General features: G+C 62.2%; 18 protein-coding genes. 4 read left to right on the top strand and 14 right to left on the bottom strand.

Features of this window, described 5'->3' with window-relative positions; genetic code table 11:
• Positions 1-26 precede the first annotated feature (26 nt).
• The 6 genes from ptsP to M1D68_RS20160 form a co-directional block, all read right to left on the bottom strand.
• Complete coding sequence (ptsP, locus tag M1D68_RS20185; RefSeq protein ID WP_457968108.1) at positions 27-2540, bottom strand: phosphoenolpyruvate--protein phosphotransferase; 2514 nt, start codon at positions 2538-2540, stop codon at positions 27-29.
• A gap of 49 nt (positions 2541-2589) precedes the next feature.
• The gene (locus tag M1D68_RS20180; protein WP_420765353.1) at positions 2590-3612 is read right to left on the bottom strand and encodes an SIS domain-containing protein; all 1023 of its coding nucleotides are present in this window, start codon (positions 3610-3612) and stop codon (positions 2590-2592) included.
• Complete coding sequence (gene nagA / locus M1D68_RS20175) at positions 3593-4699, bottom strand: N-acetylglucosamine-6-phosphate deacetylase (RefSeq protein ID WP_457968107.1); 1107 nt, start codon at positions 4697-4699, stop codon at positions 3593-3595. The genes M1D68_RS20180 and nagA overlap by 20 nt, the downstream gene beginning before the upstream one ends.
• Before the next feature lie 16 nt (positions 4700-4715).
• Complete coding sequence (locus tag M1D68_RS20170) at positions 4716-5444, bottom strand: GntR family transcriptional regulator (RefSeq protein WP_420765351.1); 729 nt, start codon at positions 5442-5444, stop codon at positions 4716-4718.
• A 656-nt stretch (positions 5445-6100) separates the two neighbouring features.
• Positions 6101-6607, bottom strand: coding sequence for a L,D-transpeptidase family protein (locus M1D68_RS20165; RefSeq protein WP_434560429.1), 507 nt, complete (start codon positions 6605-6607; stop codon positions 6101-6103).
• A 184-nt stretch (positions 6608-6791) separates the two neighbouring features.
• The gene (locus M1D68_RS20160; RefSeq protein ID WP_434560427.1) at positions 6792-7343 is read right to left on the bottom strand and encodes an NUDIX hydrolase; all 552 of its coding nucleotides are present in this window, start codon (positions 7341-7343) and stop codon (positions 6792-6794) included.
• A 146-nt stretch (positions 7344-7489) separates the two neighbouring features.
• Between M1D68_RS20160 and M1D68_RS20155 the strand changes: the two genes are divergently transcribed.
• Genes M1D68_RS20155 through M1D68_RS20145 form a run of 3 tightly spaced genes read left to right on the top strand, consistent with a single transcriptional unit; the run spans position 7490 to position 8836 of the window.
• Positions 7490-8089 (top strand): CoA pyrophosphatase, encoded by a 600-nt coding sequence (locus M1D68_RS20155; RefSeq protein WP_420765348.1) that lies wholly within the window; start codon positions 7490-7492, stop codon positions 8087-8089.
• A 16-nt stretch (positions 8090-8105) separates the two neighbouring features.
• Complete coding sequence (locus M1D68_RS20150) at positions 8106-8630, top strand: gamma carbonic anhydrase family protein (RefSeq protein WP_420765347.1); 525 nt, start codon at positions 8106-8108, stop codon at positions 8628-8630.
• A complete protein-coding gene (locus M1D68_RS20145) occupies positions 8627-8836 on the top strand; it encodes a DUF1289 domain-containing protein (protein ID WP_420765346.1) in 210 nt (69 codons plus the stop codon). Before M1D68_RS20150 ends, M1D68_RS20145 begins: the two co-directional genes overlap by 4 nt.
• 63 nt (positions 8837-8899) lie before the next feature.
• Here the strand turns inward: M1D68_RS20145 and M1D68_RS20140 are convergent, their stop codons facing one another.
• Both M1D68_RS20140 and M1D68_RS20135 read right to left on the bottom strand, forming a co-directional pair.
• Positions 8900-9544 carry a Pr6Pr family membrane protein gene (locus tag M1D68_RS20140; RefSeq protein WP_434560425.1) on the bottom strand — a complete coding sequence of 215 codons (645 nt, stop codon included), beginning with the start codon at positions 9542-9544 and terminating at the stop codon, positions 8900-8902.
• A 3-nt stretch (positions 9545-9547) separates the two neighbouring features.
• On the bottom strand, positions 9548-9778 hold the full coding sequence (locus tag M1D68_RS20135) for a VF530 family protein (protein ID WP_420765344.1): 231 nt from the start codon (positions 9776-9778) through the stop codon (positions 9548-9550).
• Between the two features lie 494 nt (positions 9779-10272).
• Between M1D68_RS20135 and M1D68_RS20130 the strand changes: the two genes are divergently transcribed.
• Positions 10273-12687: a glucose/quinate/shikimate family membrane-bound PQQ-dependent dehydrogenase gene (locus M1D68_RS20130; protein ID WP_457968106.1), complete on the top strand. Its 2415-nt coding sequence runs from the start codon at positions 10273-10275 to the stop codon at positions 12685-12687.
• Between the two features lie 228 nt (positions 12688-12915).
• Here the strand turns inward: M1D68_RS20130 and purT are convergent, their stop codons facing one another.
• The 6 genes from purT to M1D68_RS20100 all read right to left on the bottom strand — a co-directional run bounded on the left by purT (position 12916) and on the right by M1D68_RS20100 (position 20151).
• Entirely contained in the window at positions 12916-14097 is a 1182-nt protein-coding gene (gene purT / locus M1D68_RS20125) for a formate-dependent phosphoribosylglycinamide formyltransferase (protein WP_434560421.1), read from the bottom strand.
• A gap of 92 nt (positions 14098-14189) precedes the next feature.
• Entirely contained in the window at positions 14190-14657 is a 468-nt protein-coding gene (locus tag M1D68_RS20120) for a VUT family protein (protein ID WP_420765341.1), read from the bottom strand.
• Positions 14658-14897: 240 nt separating this feature from the next.
• On the bottom strand, positions 14898-15683 hold the full coding sequence (locus tag M1D68_RS20115; RefSeq protein ID WP_457968105.1) for a siderophore-interacting protein: 786 nt from the start codon (positions 15681-15683) through the stop codon (positions 14898-14900).
• 4 nt (positions 15684-15687) lie between these two features.
• A complete protein-coding gene (locus tag M1D68_RS20110) occupies positions 15688-16257 on the bottom strand; it encodes a PadR family transcriptional regulator (RefSeq protein WP_434560417.1) in 570 nt (189 codons plus the stop codon).
• 176 nt (positions 16258-16433) lie between these two features.
• A complete protein-coding gene (locus M1D68_RS20105; RefSeq protein WP_445570831.1) occupies positions 16434-19541 on the bottom strand; it encodes a transglycosylase domain-containing protein in 3108 nt (1035 codons plus the stop codon).
• Between the two features lie 148 nt (positions 19542-19689).
• On the bottom strand, positions 19690-20151 hold the full coding sequence (locus M1D68_RS20100; RefSeq protein WP_457968104.1) for an REP-associated tyrosine transposase: 462 nt from the start codon (positions 20149-20151) through the stop codon (positions 19690-19692).
• Positions 20152-20589 lie beyond the last annotated feature (438 nt).

Genomic DNA, 20589 nt, shown 5'->3' with positions numbered 1-20589 from the left:
TCTCCTTTTATTGTTCTGCGACGGTTTCAGCCCAGGGGCCAATGTTGATGACAGGCCTGGCGCACGGCGGCGGCGCTGGGCAGGTTCAGCAAATCGGTACTGACGCGGCGGCACTGCGCTGTGTCGAGGCGGCGCACGCGGTCCTTGATTTCGCCTACCTGCGGCGGGCTGACCGACAGCTCCCGTACACCCAGCCCGATCAGCACCGGTGTCGCCAGGGGATCGGAGGCCAGGGCCCCGCACACGCCAGCCCAACGCCCATGGCGGGCGGCGCCGGCACAGGTCTGGGCGATCAGCCGCAACAGCGCGGGGTGCAAGGCGTCGACGCGGGCGGCGAGACCGGCGTGGTCGCGGTCCATGGCGAGGGTGTACTGGGAAAGGTCGTTGGTGCCGATGGACAAGAAGTCCGCATGCTCGGCCAGTTGCTCGGCGAGCAATGCGGCGGCTGGCACTTCGATCATCACGCCCACCTGCGGACGCTCCTCCAGGCCCATTTGCGCACCCAGGACGTCAATGCGCTGGCGAATGTGCAGCAGCTCGGCGACCTCGGTGACCATCGGCAACAGGATCCGGCAGCGATGCAACGGACGGATTTGCAACAGCGCGCGCAATTGTTGATCCAGCAGTTCCGGGCGCACCTGGCCCAGGCGAATGCCTCGCAGGCCGAGCACCGGATTGGCTTCGGCCGGAAGCGGCAGGTAGTCCAATTGCTTGTCGCCGCCGACGTCGATGGTGCGGATGATCACCGGCTTGTCGCCCATGGCATCGAGCACGGCTTGATAAGCCTGGCGCTGCTCTTGTTCGTCGGGGGCGGTGTGACGGTCGACGAAAAGGAATTCAGTGCGCAGCAGGCCAACGCCATCGGCGCCGTTGGCAGAGGCCTGGCCGGCTTCGGCGCTGGAGGCCACGTTGGCAGCGACTTCGACATCTACGCCATCGAGGGTTCGCGCCGGGGCGTGGGCGAGGGTTTGCTGCTGGGCCCGCAGCGCTGCGCGTTGGCTTTGTGCTTGCCGCACCTGGGCCAGGCGCTCGGCGCTTGGTGTGAGTTCGAGGCGGCCACCGTCGGCGTCCAGCACCACCGGTTGACCGGGCAACTGCTCAAGCAGTGCATCGCCCAACGCAACCAGGCAGGGCAGGCCTTTGCCGCGAGCCAGGATCGCCACGTGGGACGTCGCGCCGCCCTCGGCCATGCATACGCCTGCCACGCCCTGGGCGCAGAGTTGCAACAGGTCCGACGGGGTCAGTTCCTGCGCGATGACAATGGCGCCCGCCGGCACCTCGAATTGCCAGGCCTCACCCAGCAGCGCCCGTAGGACTCGCTGGCGCAGGTCATGCAAATCATTGGCGCGCTCGGCCAGCAGCGTGCTTTGCAATTGCCGCAGCACTTGGCACTGTACGTCGATCGACCGGCTCCAGGCGTGGGCCGCCGCGCTCCCTTGCTCGATAGACAGGTACGCGGCATCCAACAGGGCCGGATCTTCCAGCAACGCCAAATGAGCGCTGAAGATCGCTTGCTCATCGACGTGGCGCCGGGCCTTGGCGTTTTCGAGTGTCAGCTGGATATCCTGACTGACTTGAGCCAGGGCATCGAGCAGTCGTTGGCGTTGTTCTTCGACATTGTGGCCGCCGGGATCTTTGGGTAATTGAATGCCATCCAATCGAACCAGCGGTCCGCTCGCCAGGCCGGGCGCGGCGCAGACGCCATGCAATACGCCTTCTTCGGCGGCGTGCCGGGTTGTCTGGACCTGCGGCGCCCTGCTGTGAGCCTCTTCGGCCAGAGCGGTGGACAAGCTCGCCAGCAGCGCTTGCAGCGCCGCTTCGGCATCGCTGCCGCGACAGCTGACATGCACTTCGGCCTGTTCGGTGATCGCCAGGCCCATCATGCCCATGACGCTGTCACAGGACGCCGACCGCCCCCCAAAGTCTAACTGCGAGCGGCTTTTGAATCCCCGTGCGGTCTGGCGAACCAAGGCCGCCGGCCGCGCATGCAAGCCGCCTCGATGGGCGATGCGAATCTGGCCGGACACTTCGATGCCGACGTCCAGGTCGTCAAGCTGTCCTGCACCGGGCGCCCTGGCGACGACGTGCAACAGAGGTTCGCCGACCTTGACCCCTTTCAGGGTGATAGGCCGTGCCTGGAAATGTTCGCCATTGGTGATGACCAACAGGCTGACCAGGCTTTTGCAGCGCTGGGCCACTTTGTCCAGGTCGTAGCGCAGCAGCGCTTGCCCGTTGCTGACGCGCGTGCCTTCCTTGACCAGCATGAAAAAGCCGTCGCCCTGCAACTCGACGGTGTCCAGCCCCAGGTGCAGCAGCAATTCGGCGCCGTTGTCGGCCCGCAGGGTCACGGCGTGGCCGGTGCGAGCGACGTGGATCACCTCGCCGTCGCAGGGGGCGTAGAGGGTGTCGTTCAGCGGGTCGATGGCGATCCCGTCGCCCATGGCGCCGCTGGCGAATACCGCGTCCGGAACGTTGGTGAGGGTGAGCACCGGGCCGCTGAGCGGGGCGCTGAGGGTCAGCTCTTTATTGTTGTTGGGCATGGGCTCGCTCTCTGTGTAATTTCATAGGCCTTGCATGAACGCCGTCGGGTCAATGGGTCCGGGTGACCTTGCTCAAATGCCGTGGTTTGTCCGGATCCAGGCCCCGGGCGAGGGCCAGCCGGGCAGCCATGCCATAAAAGCTCTGGATCGCCAGGATCGGGTCCAGGGCCGGGTGATCGGCGCGGGACAAGGTCAAGTCGCGCTCGACGATGTCATCGGGAGCCGCCAGCAGAACCCGGGCGCCGCGCTGACGCATATCGGCGGCCAGACCCAACACGCCGGCCTGCTCGGCACCGCGCGGGGCGAACACCAACAGCGGGTAGTTTTCATCGATCAGCGCCATCGGGCCGTGGCGGACCTCGGCGCTGCTGAAGGCCTCGGCCTGGATCGCCGAGGTTTCCTTGAATTTGAGCGCCGCTTCCTGGGCGATGGCGAACCCGGCGCCACGGCCGATCACCATGAGCCGCTGGCAATCACGGAGCGTTTCGACGGCGGCGCCCCAGTCCTGGCCTGCGGCCTCGCGCAAACCTTCAGGCAGCGCAGCGCCGGCATCGAGCAACTCGGCGTCGTCCTTCCAGTGCGCCACCAAACGCGCGCTGGCGCTGAGGGTAGCGATGAAACTCTTGGTGGCGGCAACGCTGCTTTCGACGCCGGCGCACAACGGCACGCTGAATTCACACGCCGCCTCCAGCGGAGAATCCTCTGCGTTGACCATCGCAACGCTCAACGCGCCGCGTTTGCGCAACAGGCGCAGGCTGTTGACCAGGTCCGGGCTCTGCCCCGACTGGGAGAACGCGAACGCCACCTGGCCACTGACCTTCAAAGGCGCCTGTTGCAGGGTCACCACCGACATCGGCAGCGACGCCACCGGCAAGCCCAATTGCTGCATGGTCAGGTAGGCGAAATAACTGGCGGCGTGGTCGGAACTGCCCCGAGCGATGGTCATCGCCACTTGCGGCGGTTGACGACGCAGGCGTCCGGCGATTTCCTCCAGCGTTGGGTCCAGCCGCTGCAGTTGGCGCTCGACGGCTTCGGCTGAGGCCTGGGCCTCTTCAAGCATTTTGCAAGTCAATGGCTTCTCCTTCGACCATCACGTCGATCAGGTTCAAGTTTCGGTCGAGACGCACACAGTCGGCCCAGGCGCCGGGTTGCAGGCGTCCGCGCTCGGGCAGGCCGAGGTAGTCGGCGGGAAATTGCGACAGGCGTCGGGAAGCTTCGTCGATCGGCAGGCCGATTTTCACCAGGTTGCGCAGGGCCTGGTCCATGGTCAGGGTGCTGCCGGCCAGGGTGCCATCGGCCAGGCGCACGCCGCCCAGGCATTTGGTCACGGTGTGGCTGCCCAGCTTGTATTCGCCGTCGGGCATGCCAGCGGCGGCGGTGGAGTCGGTGACGCAATACAGGCACGGGATCGAACGCAACGCCACGCGCATCGCACCGGGGTGCACGTGAAGCAAATCCGGGATCAGTTCGGCGTATTGCGCATGGGCCAGCGCCGCACCGACGATGCCGGGCTCGCGGTGATGCAGTGGGCTCATGGCGTTATACAAATGGGTAAAACTGCTGGCCCCGGCCGCGAGTGCCGCGACGCCTTCTTCATAGCTGCCGAGGGTATGGCCGATCTGCATGCGCACGCCGCGAGCGCTGAGGGCGCGAATCAAGGCATCGTGACCGGCGATTTCCGGCGCAATGGTGATCACGCGGATCGGCGCCAGGGCCAGGTACGTTTCCACCTCGGCCATCAAGGCGGTGTGGGCGAAATTCGGTTGGGCGCCGAGTTTGCCGGGGTTGATGTAAGGGCCTTCCAGGTGAACACCGAGCACCCGTGCGCTGCCGCTGGGCCGCTGTTCGCAGAATTCACCGAGGGCCTTGAGTACGCGGAAGATTTCTTCGCTCGGCGCCGTCATCGTCGTGGCGAGCAACGCCGTTGTGCCGAATCGCACATGGGTGCGGGCAATGGTTTCGAACGCCGCCGCGCCTTCCATGATGTCCTTGCCGCCACCGCCGTGCACATGCAGGTCGATGAAGCCGGGCAGCAGGTAGGGCAGGTCGTTGCTCGTCGGGTCGCAGGGCTGGCCTTCGATGGACACGACCCTGCCGCGTTCATGGATCAGGCGGCCGCGTATCCAGCCGTCGGCGGTGAGGATGTTGTTTTCGGACATGGGATTCTCGGGTCGTCTAGCGCCGCAACTCTGCGACGAAGTCGTAATAGTCGTTGCGGCAATAGGTGTCGGTGACTTCGATGGGCGTGTTGTCTTCCAGGTAGCCGACCCGCGTCATCAACAGCATCGCGGTGCCGGGGGCGATGCCCACCAGGGCGGCGAATTCGTCCGAGGCGTTGATGGCCTGGATGTGTTGCAGGGCGCGCACTACCGGTTTGCCGATGCTGTCGAGGAATTCATAAAGCGAATCGCCCACCGCCTGCGGCTTGGCAATGATCGATGCGGGCAGGGTGCTCATCTCGATGGCCATGACCGTGTCGTCGGCCTTGCGCAGCCGTTTGAGCCGGGCGACTTTGTCGGTGGGCGAGAGGCCCAGGCGTATCAATTCCTCATGGGTTGGCGGGGTGATCTCCCGCTCCAGCCATTGGGAGCCGGGCACAAAGCCTTTGAGCCGGAGCATTTCGCTGAAACCGCTAAGGCGTGAGAGCGGTTGTTCCAGGCGTGGGGTGATGAACGTACCCGAGCCTTGGTTGCGGCGGATCAGGCCTTGTTCGAACAGCACTTCCAGCGCCTTGCGCGCGGTGACCCGGGATATCCCCAATTGCTCGCTCAAGCTGCGCTCGGACGGCATCGCTTGTTCGGCTTTCCACTGGCCAGCGTGGATGGCGGCTTCCAGATTGCGGGCCAGTTGCAGGTAGAGCGGGGTGGGTTGGGTGTCGTCGGGGCGCAGGGTCTGGATGTTCATCTGGGTGTCCGATGCGGTTTTTTGTGGGCGTTGTCGCTCGGTGGCTTGGGGTGGAAGCTAATACCACTTGAATACCATGTCAACGCTGCTTTTCTAGGGCTGGCCTGTGTTTTCTGGGTATTCATTCGGGTGTTATTTAAGTGGTATTAGGGTGGTTTTTGTGGGGCGTGGAATTACAGCGTTGGGATGGGGTTTTTGAAGGTCAGTGGTATGCACGGAGGGCGGGTTGTGGAGTTTGATATTTATTTTTCTGGCGACCGGTGGTAGTGCGTTTTGTGTGTATATCCGCCGGCACATCCAACATTCTCATTGACTGAGCCACCGCTATCGCGAGCAGGCTCGCTCCCACAGGGGAAACGCGAACACCCAGAACCAGGCCGCCTCGGGACGAGCCTTGATCTTCATCGCGAGCAAGCTCCCACAGTGGTTTCGTGTCGTTGACAAATATGCCAATCGACATCGAACCCTGTGGCGAGGGAGCTTGCTCCCGCTGGGCTGCGAAGCGGCCCTGAAACCTGACAGCGCGGTGTGTCAGGCAGATCGAGTTGACTACTTTGGGGTTGCTGCGCCCGAGGCGTCGGACCGTCCCAGCGGGAGCAAGCTCCCTCGCCACAAGAGCGCTTATCCACAGGAACTTCTTGCCGCAAGAAAATGGGCTACGGCCGAATCTCGATCATCGTCCCATCCGGCACAAGGTTCCACACCTCACGCATGTCCACATTGCGCATGGCGATGCAGCCGTCGGTCCAGTCCAGGGTGTGGAACAACTGCTCAGGGTTCTCCTCCGAGTCCGGCGTGCCATGAATCATGATCATGCCTCCCGGCTCCACGCCTTCGCGGCGGGCGCGGGCGGCGTCGCTGATGTTGGGGTAGGAAATGTGCATGGACAGGTAGAACCGGTCGCTGACCTTGCGCCAGTCGATCCAGTAAAAGCCTTCGGGGGTGCGCTTGTCGCCCTCGATCAACTTGGGGCCTTTCTTGGCGCCCTTGCCCAAGGAGATGCGATAGGTCTTGAGGGGCTTGCCGTCGTTGATCAATTGCAATTGATGGGCGGACTTGAGCACCAGGACTTTTTCGATGACTTTGCCGTTGTAGGTTCCCACGGCGGCGGCCTGGGACATGGCGGTGAACGACAAGCAGAACAGCACAAGCAACCAGCGCATTGAAACGATATCCCTAGAGGTGTCGCGGCTATATTGGATTTTCTGGGCTCTGTACGAAATGTATCCGCACTCGCCCATACTGCGTTGAAACGAGGCTCGGAATGCTCATGTACTCCAGTACACTGCGCTTCCTCGCCCCGTTTCGCCTTGTCTGGCCTTCGCGCGAACACATTTCGTACAGAACCTACGTATTGGCAGGCTGAGTCAGCGGCGGAATCGACTCGGATCGCACCGGGTATTGCTCGGCCCGCCGGTCAGCGTAGAAGTATTCTAGGGTACGGCCCACGGTGCGGAAAGCCAGCTCGTCCCACGGGATGTCAGCTTCTTCGAACAGTTTCACTTCCAGGCTTTCGGGGCCCGCGGCGAAATCCTCGTCCACCAGCTCGGCGCGGAAGAACACATGCACTTGGCTGATGTGCGGAACGTCGATCAGCGTATAGATGCTCAGGTTTCGCACCCGGGCGCAGGCTTCCTCGGCGGTTTCGCGCACGGCGGCTTGCTCGACGGTTTCGCCGTTTTCCATGAAGCCCGCCGGCAAGGTCCAGTAACCACGCCGTGGCTCGATGGCGCGCCGGCACAACAGGACTTTACTGCCCCAGGTCGGTACACATCCGGCAACGATATTGGGGTTCTGGTAATGAATGGTGTGGCAGGTGTCGCAGACAAAACGCAGGCGCGAGTCGCCCTCGGGTATGCGCTGGGTCACCGGGTTACCGCACTGGCTGCAGAATTTCATGCTTGGATTCCTGAAGGCTGCGCCTATCTTGGCGTGTGCGGGCCGGTATCGGCAAGTTGTCGTTTCGCGACATGACGCGGTCCGGGGCTTGGGCCGCTTGCCTGATTGGTGCATGATGCTAGGCAGCGAATAAATCGAGAAGTCTCATGCTGGACGAGCTACTGCATCGAGTAAGCAACCATACGCCGCGCGATCTGGAGACCGATCGGCGTTTTCCTGAAGCGGCGGTGCTGGTGCCGATCACGCGCAGTGATGAACCGGAGCTGGTGCTGACCCTGCGCGCCAGCGGTCTCTCGACCCACGGCGGCGAAGTGGCGTTCCCCGGTGGACGTCGAGACCCGGAAGACCCCGACCTGATCTTCACCGCCCTGCGCGAAGCCGAAGAGGAAATTGGCCTGCCCCCCGGCCTGGTGGAGGTGATTGGTCCCCTCAGTCCACTGATCTCGTTGCACGGTATCAAGGTCACGCCTTACGTCGGCGTGATTCCGGATTACGTCGAATACCAGGCCAACGACGCCGAGATCGCCGCCGTGTTCAGCGTGCCGTTGGAATTTTTCCGCAAGGACCCGCGCGAGCACACCCACCGCATCGACTACCAGGGCCGCAGTTGGTACGTGCCCAGCTACCGTTTCGAGGGCTACAAGATCTGGGGGCTGACGGCGATCATGATCGTGGAGTTGGTCAACCTGCTGTACGACGCCGGCATCGACCTGCACACGCCGCCCAAGACTTTCATCAACACCTGATGCCCCGAGGATTCCCATGAAATACCGCTTGGGCGATGCCCGTGTCGAAACCCACCCACAGAGCTGGGTCGCGCCCAACGCCACGCTGGTGGGCAAGGTCCGCCTCGAAGAGGGCGCCAACGTCTGGTTCAACGCGGTGTTGCGTGGCGACAACGAATTGATCCTGATTGGCAAGGACAGCAACGTACAGGACGGCACGGTGATGCACACCGACATGGGTTATCCGCTGACCATCGGCACTGGCGTGACCATCGGCCACAACGCCATGCTTCACGGCTGCACAGTCGGGGACTACAGCCTGATCGGCATCAACGCGGTAATCCTCAACGGCGCGAAGATCGGCAAGAACTGCATCATCGGCGCCAACTCGCTGATCGGCGAAGGCAAGGAAATACCCGATGGTTCGCTGGTCATGGGCTCTCCGGGCAAGGTCGTGCGAGAACTGACCGAGGCCCAGAAAAAAATGCTCGAAGCCAGTGCGGCGCACTACGTTCACAACTCGCAGCGCTACGCACGCGACCTGATCGAGCAGGAACAATGAACACACCTGAACGCCCGATTCCGTCGCCCTGCGTAAACATCTGCTCGCTGGACGATGACGACGTCTGCACCGGTTGCCAGCGCACCGTCTCCGAGATCACTCAATGGCGCAAGATGAGCAACGATGAACGGCGCAGCGTCCTGGCGTTGTGTCATGAACGGGCCAAGGCCAATGGATTGGTGTGGATGCTGCCGGCAAGGCGTTGATGTCCACTTGTGAATACAAAATCCCTGCGGAGAGGGAGCAAGCTCCCTCTCCGCAGGGGCGTCTCACAAGGCTTTAATCGATCGTCGTCCCAACCACCGATCCAACCCCACCACCCCCAGCGCAATCCCGACAAACCCGGCCAACACGCCCCCGGCATTGATGAACACCTGTGGATAACCCAGGCTCGTCACGTCGATGAAAGGGTAGGGATAGGCCGCCAGCAGATCACCCCGTAGCAGGATGTAGGCGAAGTACACCAGCGGGTAAATCATCCACAGCCCGACGTGGCCCAGGCGCAACGTGCCTTTGGGCACCCAGAGCCCCCAATAGATGATGAACAGCACCGGCATGATGTCGTGCAGCAGTTCGTCGGCGATAAATTGCCAGCCTTCCGGTTGCCAGAGATGGCGCAGCAATACGTTATAGGCCAGGCCGACCAAGGCGATGCTCACCGCGATGCCGCTGCGTACCGCTGGACGCAGGAACCAACGCCTCACCGCTGATTCACGGCGGGTCACTTCCCAAGTCAATACCACGGCGGCCAAGGTATTGGTCAATACGGTGAAGAAACTGAAGAAGTTGACCAGGCCGCCCAACAGGCTCGCGCCCAGTTCCCATCGGCCCAGCAGGATCAGGTAGAGCTGAATGCTCAATCCCACCCAGCCGAGCAATGCCAGCATCGACACGAAACCGGTTCGCACGTTCATGGTTCAGATAGGCCGCTTGGTGCGCATCAACTTGACGTACAAGCGCTCGACCTTCTCCCGTGCCCATGGCGTCTTGCGCAGGAAGGTCAGGCTCGACTTGATGCTCGGGTCGCTCTTGAAGCAACGGATGTCGATGCGTTCCGCCAGGCCTGACCATTCGTAGTGCTGCACCAGGGCATTGAGGATCTGCTCCAGGGTCACGCCGTGCAGTGGGTTGTTGTTCGGTTCGGTCATGGCAAGCCTTGCATGATGAGCTGTGAAGCCGCGCACCTTAGCCGAGGCGCTCTGCGGGGGGAAGTGCCGCCGTTATCAGGGCTTGTATCCCCGGCACACTGTTACCGAATTCGAGATGATCCATGTCAACAAAAGCGCTTTCGCTATTTGTAACAGGACATTATCCTTGCGCCGCTTGCTGAAACGCTTCTTCTGGCGTACCAGAGCCTCTGCGTCCAGCTACTCCTGTTGAAAGGTCTAAAGAATGCCGAATGTCGCGATCCTGAGAGACAGCGCTGTCTTGGTAAATTCCTGTGGGAACGAGCTTACTCACCATAGCGATTGCACATTCAACATTCGAGTCGACTGACACGCCTTGATCGCGAGCAAGTCCGTTCCCACAGCGACCGCGTCATCGAATTTGCCTTTTTCCAACTGAACCATGCCCCCTCAAGATCGTCATCTAAAGTGACTACTTGCGCGGGACTCTTTAAAACGTCACGGAGATACACACTATGAGCGCTGAGGGTGCTTTGAGTCGAAGCCGTCTGCTACCGAGCTTGCTCGGCATTCTGCTTCTATTGATGGGGCTGGCCTTGTTGGCTGGTGGGATCAAACTGAGCACGCTCGGCGGCTCGCTGTATTATCTGCTGGCGGGCATCGGCCTGGCGATTACTGGTGTACTGCTGATTCTGGCGCGCCGTGCAGCGCTGGGGATGTACGCGCTGGTTTTATTCGCCAGTACGGTGTGGGCGTTATGGGAAGTGGGCCTGGATTGGTGGCAATTGGTGCCGCGCCTGGCCATGCTGTTCGCCTTGGGCATCGTCATGCTGCTGCCGTGGTTCCGGCGCCCGTTGCTGACCGCCGATGCATCGCCGATGGGCACCCGAGCGCTGGGTGCGGCCGTTGTCATCGCGGGTATCGCCGCCCTCGCCAGCCAATTCACCAACCCTGGTGAGATCAAGGGCCAACTGGACCGCGACAGCGTGCCGGGCGTGACCAACACCGCACCAGCCATGCCGGACGGGGATTGGAACTCCTACGGCCGCAGCGCCCATGGCGACCGTTATTCGCCACTGGCGCAGATCACCCCTGAAAACGTCAGCAAGCTGAAGGAAGCCTGGACGTTCCGCACCGGTGACCTGCCAGGGCCGAACGACCCAGGCGAGACCACCGCGGAAAATACCCCGCTGAAGGTCAACGGCATGCTTTATGTGTGCACGCCCCACAGCCAGGTCATCGCTCTGGAGCCAGAAACCGGCAAGGAAATCTGGCGCTTCGATCCGAAGCTTTCTACGCAGAACGCGGAAAACTTCAAGGGCTGGGCCCACATGACCTGCCGTGGCGTGAGCTATCACGATGACGCCGTCTACGCCTCGGCCGAGCAGAGCCCGACCGGCGCCGCCAGCACTACGCCGGCCAGCACCGTTTGCCCACGGCGGATCTTCCTGCCGACGGCCGACACCCGCCTGATCGCCCTCAACGCCGACACCGGCAAGATGTGCGAAGACTTCGGCGACAAAGGCCAGGTCGACTTGAGCGCCAACATCGGTGGTTTCACGGCCGGCGGTTACTACTCCACTTCGCCACCGGCGGTCACCCAGAATTTGGTCGTTATCGGCGGCCATGTCACCGATAACGTCTCCACCGACGAGCCAAGCGGCGTGATCCGCGCCTATGACGTGCACACCGGCAAGCTGGTGTGGAACTGGGACAGCGGCAACCCGGACGACACCACGCCGATTGCCGAAGGCCAGACCTACACCCGCAACTCGCCGAACATGTGGTCCATGTTCAGCGTCGATGAAAAACTCGGCATGCTTTACCTGCCGATGGGCAACCAGACCCCCGACCAGTTTGGTGGTTTCCGTACCCCTGAATCGGAAAAATACGCCGCTGGCCTGACCGCCCTGGACATCGCCACCGGCAAGGTGCGCTGGTACTTCCAGTTCACTCACCACGATCTGTGGGACATGGACGTTGGTGGTCAACCGACCCTGATGGACATGAAAACCGCCGAAGGCGTGAAGCCGGCTGTGCTGGCATCGACCAAGCAGGGCAGCATCTACGTGCTGGACCGCAGCAACGGCCAGCCGATCGTGCCGATCAAGGAGGTCCCAGTGCCCCAAGGCGCGGTGGAAGGCGACTTCACCTCGCCGACCCAGCCGATGTCCGACCTGAACTTCGTGCCGCCGGTCCTCAAGGAGCGGGACATGTGGGGCGTCACGCCGTTCGACCAGATGCTGTGCCGGATCGACTTCAAGTCGCTGCGCTATGACGGTATGTTCACACCGCCTTCGTTGCAGGGCTCGATTGTTTATCCCGGCAACTTCGGTGTGTTCGACTGGGGCGGCATTTCTGTCGATCCGGTGCGCCAGATCGCCTTCGTCAACCCGAGCTACATGGCGTTTAAATCGAAGTTGGTACCGGCGGCGGAAGTGGCCGGTGGCCCGGGTCGCAAGAGCGAGACCGAAGGCGTGCAGCCAAACAAAGGCGCGCCATATGGCGTGATCCTCGAAGCCCTGCTCTCGCCCATGGGGCTGCCGTGCCAGGCGCCTGCGTGGGGTTATGTCGCGGCCGTGGACCTGACCAACAACAAGACCCTGTGGATGCACAAGAACGGCACGGTGCGCGACAGCTCGCCGGTTCCGATCCCGCTGAGCATGGGTGTTCCAAGCCTGGGCGGCACATTCACCACCGCCAGTGGCCTGGCATTCCTCAGCGGCACGCTTGACCAGTACCTGCGCGCTTATGACGTGAAGAACGGCAAGCAACTGTGGGAAGGCCGCCTGCCTGCTGGCGCTCAGACCACGCCGATGACCTACACCGGCAAGGACGGTAAGCAATACGTGCTGGTCGTTGCAGGGGGGCACGGTTCCCTGGGCACCAAGCAGGGTGACTATGTGATCGCCTACAAATTGCCGGATTAAGCCCTACCGGCGCTCATGAAAAAGGCGACACCCTTGCGGGTGTCGCCTTTTTTTTTGCCGGAATCTGAACATAAGCGGCTTTTGTGGCGAGGGAGCTTGCTCCCGCTGGATGCGTCAGCATCCCCCTACGGTGTGATGGCCGGCAAAGCAGGGGGCCGCTTCGCCCGAGGCGTCGGACCGTCCCAGCGGGAGCAAGCTCCCTCGCCACAGGGGTATTGTGTATGACCTTTACAACTCGATCTTGACGGCCTGGGAAGCCCGGGTCGCCTTGGCGCGGGCGGCTTCGATGGATTCGTCGCGGGCCAGGGCCACGCCCAGGCGGCGCTGACCGTTGACTTCCGGCTTGCCGAACAGACGCAGCGCCGTGTCCGGCTCGCTCAGGGCGGCGCCGAGGTTGGCAAACGCGGTCTGGGTCGATTGGCCTTCCACGAGGATCACCGCCGAAGCCGATGGGCCGAACTGGCGGATCAACGGAATCGGCAGGCCGAGGATGGCCCGGGCGTGCAGGGCGAACTGAGACAGGTCCTGGGAGATCAGCGTGACCAGGCCGGTATCGTGGGGGCGCGGGGAGACTTCGCTGAACCACACTTGGTCGCCCTTGATGAACAGCTCGACGCCAAACAGGCCGCGGCCACCCAGGGCCTCGGTCACTGCCTTGGCGACGCGCTCGGATTCGGCCAGCGCCGCCGGGCTCATGGCCTGTGGCTGCCAGGATTCCTGGTAGTCGCCCTTTTCCTGACGGTGGCCGACCGGTGCGCAGAACGTGGTACCGCCAACATGGCGCACGGTTAGCAGGGTGATTTCGTAATCGAAATCGATGAAGCCTTCGATGATCACCCGGCCCTTGCCAGCGCGGCCGCCTTCCTGAGCGTAGTCCCAGGCTTTCTGCACGTCTTCAACGCCGCGCAGCAGGCTCTGGCCCTTGCCCGAGGAACTCATCACCGGCTTGACCACGCAGGGGAAACCCAGGGTCTCGACGGCCTTCCGGTAGTCTTCCACGGTGTCGGCGAAGAAATACGGGGAAGTCGGCAGGCCCAGCTCTTCGGCGGCCAGGCGACGGATGCCTTCACGGTTCATGGTCAGTTGCGCGGCGCGGGCCGTAGGAATCACCGTGAAACCTTCGGCTTCCAGCTCCACCAGGGTGGCGGTGGCGATGGCTTCGATCTCCGGCACGATGTAGTGCGGCTTCTCGGCCTCGATCACCGCACGCAGGGCGGCGCCGTCGAGCATGTTGATCACGTGGCTGCGATGGGCCACTTGCATCGCCGGCGCGTTGGCGTAGCGATCCACCGCAATCACTTCAACGCCCAGTCGCTGCAGTTCGATTACCACTTCCTTGCCCAGCTCACCGCTGCCACACAACAAAACGCGGGTCGCGGTGGGCGACAATGGAGTTCCGATACGGGTCATCTGAAGGTCCTCAAAACAGGAGCGGATCATCGGGGGCGCGCGCCGGGCGAGCTTCCCATGGGGAGAAAGCGCGGCATTTTACATGAACCGCGTCAGCCGGCGACGGCCTGTTTGCGCAAACGCCAGGCCATGATCAGCCAGACGGCCGTGACCCCGGCGAATTTCGAGAGCAGGGCGGTGATTATCACGGCGGGCGTCAGGGCGTCGATCAGGCCGAAGAAAATGAATGTGTCGAGAGGGATGCTCAGTGCCGAACTGATCCACAACCGGTCATGCAGCGGACGCTTGGTGACCGTGAACACCAGCCAGTCGATGCACTCGGAGACGGCAAACGCCGTGGCGCTGGCCAGGGCGATGGTTGGGTCGGAGGTGACGTAGGACAGCACCAGCGCCACCAGCATCGCCACGATGGCGCCATGGCCGAAGCGGGTCTGCACCATGTCCCGCAAGATAAACACCAGGCCCCCCCAGGCCGACCAGATGATGTCCAGGTGCGGCGCGGCTGAAAATGCGAAGTTGATCAGCACGACGCTGCCGATGTAGGCGATCAGGAAAAGCATGGGACCGGGTACCTGGTGGGGATGGAATGTCGGGTGAACCCTCAAGGACAACGAAGCCCCCTGTGGCGAGGGAGCTTGCTCCCGCTGGGCTGCGAAGCAGACCCAAAACCTGACAACTCGGTGGATCAGATAGATCGAGGTGACTGTTTTTTGGGGGGCTGCTGCGCAGCCAGCGGGAGCAAGCTCCCTCGCCACAAGGGCCATTAGTGTCAGAAGGTTACTTCAGCAGCAAGCCATCCCTCAATCTTCCTCACTGTCATCCAGATTCCAATACCCCACGGCCTTCACAAAATCCTGGTCCAGGCCTTTCTCTTCCAGCAATACCTTACGGATCTGCCGGGACACCTTGCTCTCGGTCGCGACCCAGGCGTACAGCTTGCCGCCGGGCATTTCCAACTGCTGCACGGTACGTAGCAGGCTGTCCTCGCGCCCCTCACGCAATACCCAGATCACATGCACCTGCGCGGGGCTGTGGAGCACCTGCTGTTCGGCGCCATTTTCCACTTCCACTACCACCAAGGCCTTCCGGTTGGGGGCAAGGCCTTCGAGACGGCGAGCGATGGCGGGCAAGGCGGTTTCGTCGCCGATCAACAGGTAGCTGTCGAAGACGTCCGGCACAATCATCGACCCCCGTGGCCCGGCGATGTTGAGGTATTGGCCGGGCGCGGCCTGGGCCGCCCAGGTCGAAGCGGGGCCGTCGCCATGGAGCACGAAATCGATGTCCAGCTCCAGGGCGTCCAGGTCATAGCGGCGCGGGGTGTAGTCGCGCATTTCTGGCATCGGACCCTGTGCCTTGCCCGCGCCGGGCGCGAAGTTTTCCAGGGCTGCGTGTTCCTCGGCGTTCTGGGGGAACAACAGTTTTATGTGATCGTCGGTGCCCAGGCTGACGAACCCGGCCAGTTCCGGCCCGCCGACGGTAATGCGGCGCATGCGCGGTGTCAGGTCGACCACCCGCAGCACTTGCAGGCGGCGGCGTTTGATCTCGTGGCTGACGCGGTGGATGGTGTTTGGATCGACTCCAGTCATGCTTTTACTCCGAAACGGTTGGACGGCCAGGGCCGTCGACAATGGCTTTGGCGGTGTCGTTGAGCAGGTCGCGTACCCGCAGGATTTCATCCGGGCTCCAGCGGCCATGGTGCATTTGCAGGGCGTGGCGCAGGTTATGGACCGCTTCGTGGATTTCAGCGGGCCGATCCTGGCCGCGCAGCGAACGCTTGCTCACTTCGATGCGCATCCTTACGCCGTCGAGCGCCACGGCTTGCTCTTCAAGGGATAGACGTCCGGCATCGGTCACGCTGTAGCGTTTTTTCCCACCATCGGCGTCGCCGCTGATCATTTCGCTTTCTTCAAGGAACGTCAGCGTTGGGTAGATCACGCCGGGGCTGGGGCTGTAGGCGCCGTCGAACATGCTTTCGATCCGGCGGATCAGGTCATAGCCATGGCAGGGTTGTTCGGCAATCAGCGCCAATAACAGCAACTTCAAGTCCCCAGGGGCGAATACCCTGGGTCCCCGGCCGCCGCGTTCGCGGCCTGGCGGGCGTTTGTCGAAGCCGTCGTGGGCGGCGTGTTCGCGGTGGGGATGGAAATGCGGGTCTCTCATTTGTGTGTCCTCCAAGGTTCTTAAGATAGAACTTAAGATATATCTTTCTTTTGTGCACGCCTGTTTTCGATAAATCCGACGAGCAGCCGATTGTCCAACGGCGTGACGAGCACGCGTTGAGTGTGGGAATGGAGACGGGAATGTGTGGGATCGGGACGTCGCGTATCGCTCGTCCCTTAACGGCTCGTCACCAACGGCTGGCACTGGGTATGCGTGCCCGGTTGCAGGTAGGGAGAGAGAAACGGCGCCATGCCTTTGAGCACCTGGACCGGCAAGGCGGAGGTGAACTTGAAGTTCTGCGCCGACACGCCGGGTACGTAAGCGGTGAGCGTGCCGAAATGGCTGTCACCGATGTAGAACACGAACGTCGCGGTGCGGTTGATGGACTTGGAGCTGATGACCCGTCCACCGGAGCCGACGGCTTCGATACGGTTGTCGCCGGTGCCCGTCTTGCCGCCCATGGCCAGTGGCGTGCCATCGGCCAGTTTGAAGCTGCCGGCCACCCGTTTCGCGGTGCCGGCATCCACCACTTGGGACAATGCACCGCGCAACGCACGGGCCACTTCGACCGGCATTACGCGCTTGCCGTTGTCCGGATCGCTGACCACTCGCGTTTCATAAGGCGTGTCGACGGCGAACTGCAGGCTGTCGACCCGCAGCGCAGGCTGGCGGACACCGTCGTTGAGAATCGTCCCCACCAGCTCCGCAAGCGCGGCGGGGCGATCCCCAGAGCTGCCGATCGCGGTGGCAAGGGACGGCACGAGATGGTCGAACGGGTAGCCGACCTTCTGCCAGCGTTGGTGAATATCCAGGAACGCTTCGATTTCGAGCATGGTGCGGATACGGCTGTCCCGAGCGCTCTTGTGCCGGCTTTTGAATAACCAGCTATAGACTTCCTGGCGCTCGAACCGGCTGGCCTTGACGATCTGGCTGAACTTAGCGTCGGGGTTGTTCAACAGATAGCCCATCAGCCACAGGTCCAACGGATGGACCTTGGCGATGAAGCCTTGGTCCGGCAGGTCATAGGCGCCGGGGCCGTAGCTCTGGTAGAGCCGTTCCAGGCGTTCATCGGTGAGTTTTTCAGCGCTCTTAGCCGACTTCAGATGAGCGCGCACGAAGCGGTTGAAGCTTTCCTGGCTGTCGCTGGGAAAGAAATAGCGGTGCACGGCGGCCAGGCGGATGGCGGTGGGGCGCATGCCGTCGAGGAAGGTCTCGAGGCGCTGGCCGGTGTCCTTTTTCTGGTACTTCTTCCAGAACCTGAGCAGGAATGAGGTGCCTTCGCGATCGGCGAACTGGGCGAGGTATTCCTGGCGACGCGGGTCTTTGTCGTCCTTGAGCAGTTCGGAACTGTTATTCGGGCCGGCGTAGGTGGCGTAGCGCACCAGGTCGCGCATCAGGCGAATGAAAGGCAGGTTGATGGATTCACGCAAGGCGTCGCGCAGCGTGGGGTTGCGACCGTCGTCCTCCTTGCGAAAGTTATGAAAAGTGTGCAGCCCGCCGCCGGTGAAAAACGCCTCGCCGGGGCTGGCTGAATACGTGCGATCCAGCGCCGCTTCGAGCATTTTCGGCAGGCTGCGGTCGGTGTTTTCGATCAGGTAGTCCACGGCCCAGCGGGACAGGCGGTCCTGGTCGGCGACCTCGGTTTTTTTCAGGGCAGCCGGGGCCTGTTGCGCATAACGCTCGTGGAGTTCGGCGATGATCTGCAAGTACGTGGTCAGCACCCGCAACTTGGCGGTGGAGCCCAGTTCCAGTTTGCTGCCCTCATTGATGTCGAAGGGTTGGTCGGTGCTGTCGGTCTGGATGCGCACTCGCGAGCCGTCCGGGGTCAGTTCCAGCAAGGTGAAGCTGTAGCGCACCTGCGTGGTGCTGGTGGGGGTCAACAGGCGTTCTCCCATCAGGCCGATCTCGGCGGCGAATGCCGGGTCGGCCAATCGCTTGAGGTACTCGGTGGCCTGGGCCTGCAAATCGCTTTGCAACGTGCTGGTGGCGGAGAGGTCGAGGCGATCGAGGTCGTACAGCGGACGATTGAGCAGCGCGGCGATGCGACTGCGGGCGGCACTGATGCCCTTGTTGGTTTCGATAGGCTGGACGGTCGGGTCCTGGACCCAATCGCGGTAGCTGACCTTACTGGCCAGTGCGGCATCTGCCAGCGCGGCATCGATCACGCCGTTCTGGGCCAGCAGCCGGATGTGGCTGTCGGTGAGACGGGCGAGTTCGTCGTGCCCCTTCGAGAGATAGTGCGACGGGCGTCGCTGGGCGATCATCAACGACAACATTTCCCGCAGGGCCAGGCCTTTTTCCGCAAGGCTCTTGGGGTCGGTGGCGGTGCTGGACAATCGTTCGTTGGCCCGTCTGAAATCCGCGCCATACCAGACCCTCAGCCCTTCCGCCATGCCGTGGACCTCGCCATGCCCCGGCACGGCGGAAAGCGGCACGCTGTTGAGGTAGTCACGAATGACCCGTTGGCGGGCCTCGAGGGTTTGCGGGCCGGCCTGATAGGCGCGCACGCTAGCGGAAATCATCTGACGGATCTTCTCCGCGCCCGACACGGTCAGGCCCTCGGGGGAATGCCGGTATTTCTCCAACTGCGTCGCGAGCGTGCTGCCGCCGGCGGATTGCCCTGGCAGGCTCAACAATTTGGCGACCTGGGACCACGCCGCCATGCCGAAGCGTGGCCAGTCCACCGCGGGGTTGGCCAATGGTTGCTTGGGGTCGAGCAGGAAGCGGTTCTCGATGAACAAAAGGCTTTGCACCACGACCGGAGGAATGTCATCGAAACTGGCGTAAAGCTGTTGCGGATACTTGAACTGATAGACCGGCGCGGCGCGGCAATCGGTAATGGTCAAGCCAGCCTGGATCTTTTCCGCGTAGGGCACGAACAGGCCTTTGTCGACATAATCCATCAAGGCCGGAGAAAAACGCGCCTGGGCCTCGATCACGTAGTCACGCTTGAGCAAACGAGGCAGGAATTCCCCCAGGGAGCTGTAGCCCAATCGCTGATCGAACGGGCCCGCACCGGGGTAGACGATGGCGTCGCTGGGGCCGGGTTGCACCGCATAGGTCAGGGACGCCGCGTATTTGCTGAGCTCCTGGGCCTGGAACCGGGACGTGCGCATCTCCTTGGCCACGGCCAGGCCGACCACCACCACGATAATCAGCAACAACAACCAGAACGCCCGCCAGCCATGCCGGGCGCGGCGAGTTTTTTTGGGTAAAGGCGCTTCTTCCATACGTTCAGTCGGGACCACAGGTTTATTCGAATCGGTTTGCCACAAAGCGCCCATAGTCGACTGATCCATTCACGCAGATTGATCGGACTTGCTTGAAGCTTAGACGGTGGTTGGCGTGGGGGGAGGGGAAATTGTGGACACCGAAATCATGAGCGCTGAGGTTCCTGTGGCGAGGGAGCTTGCTCCCTCGCCACAAAAGCACTCAGAGCCAAATGACATCCCAGAGCGGGTAATCGCCAATGCGATCTACCAGGCCAGCGCGAAGGGGGTTGGCGATAATGTAGCGAGCGCAGGGCCGCAAATCCTGATTGTCGCGGATTGCCCTGTCGTGGAACCCGTTTTGCCAGATGGCGCCCGTCCGGCCCATGGCTCGATTGATCGCAAGGGTGCTGCGAGACTTGACCTCTTGCATCACTTCAGACAGTCGAGGTTGTTCCAGCTGCACCAACCAATGAAGGTGGTCCGGCATCACAACCCAGGCAAGCGAGTTGACCTGATATCGCTCATGAGCCAGACGCATTTCTGCAACCAGCAAACGGCCTAGCTGAAAATCTTTGAAGATAGGTACGCGTCGGTGGATTACCGTGGTGACAAGATAACCTCGCCCCGGTTCTGATGAACGTCCATGACGTAGCCGATGAGAGTTTGGACGTAGAGGATGCATTCCGTGCTTCCTTTGGCTGAGTTAACCATAACGGTAGCCGTGCTTGTTCCGACCCGGCGCGTTGATGGTTGAACGACTTTTCCGAAAACAACGTAGTCATCGTGGCGAGGGAGCTTGCTCCCGCTCGGTCGCGCAGCGGCCGCCTGCAGTTGAAAGCTGAAAAGCGAGGGCGGCTTCGCCCCCCAGCGGGAGCAAGCTCCCTCGCCACGGGCTGGTTGGGTCTGAAAGCCTTGAACCAGAGCCATCGACCCATGCCAGCGCATGACGCTGCACCATCACTGTGCAATACTCGGCGCAGCTTCTCAAAGATCGTCAGCCCAGATAATGCCTCTCCAGAAAGTCATTTTTGGCTGAGGAACTACCTGAATTAACCTGCTTTTATAGTGAAACTTTCTGTTCCGAGCTTTTTATACTGCACGACCCGCTGATCTTGAGGAA

Source organism: Pseudomonas sp. R4-84 (assembly GCF_054130985.1).
Note: the sequence above shows the minus strand (reverse complement) of the source record. Positions and strands in the feature narration are given on the sequence as shown.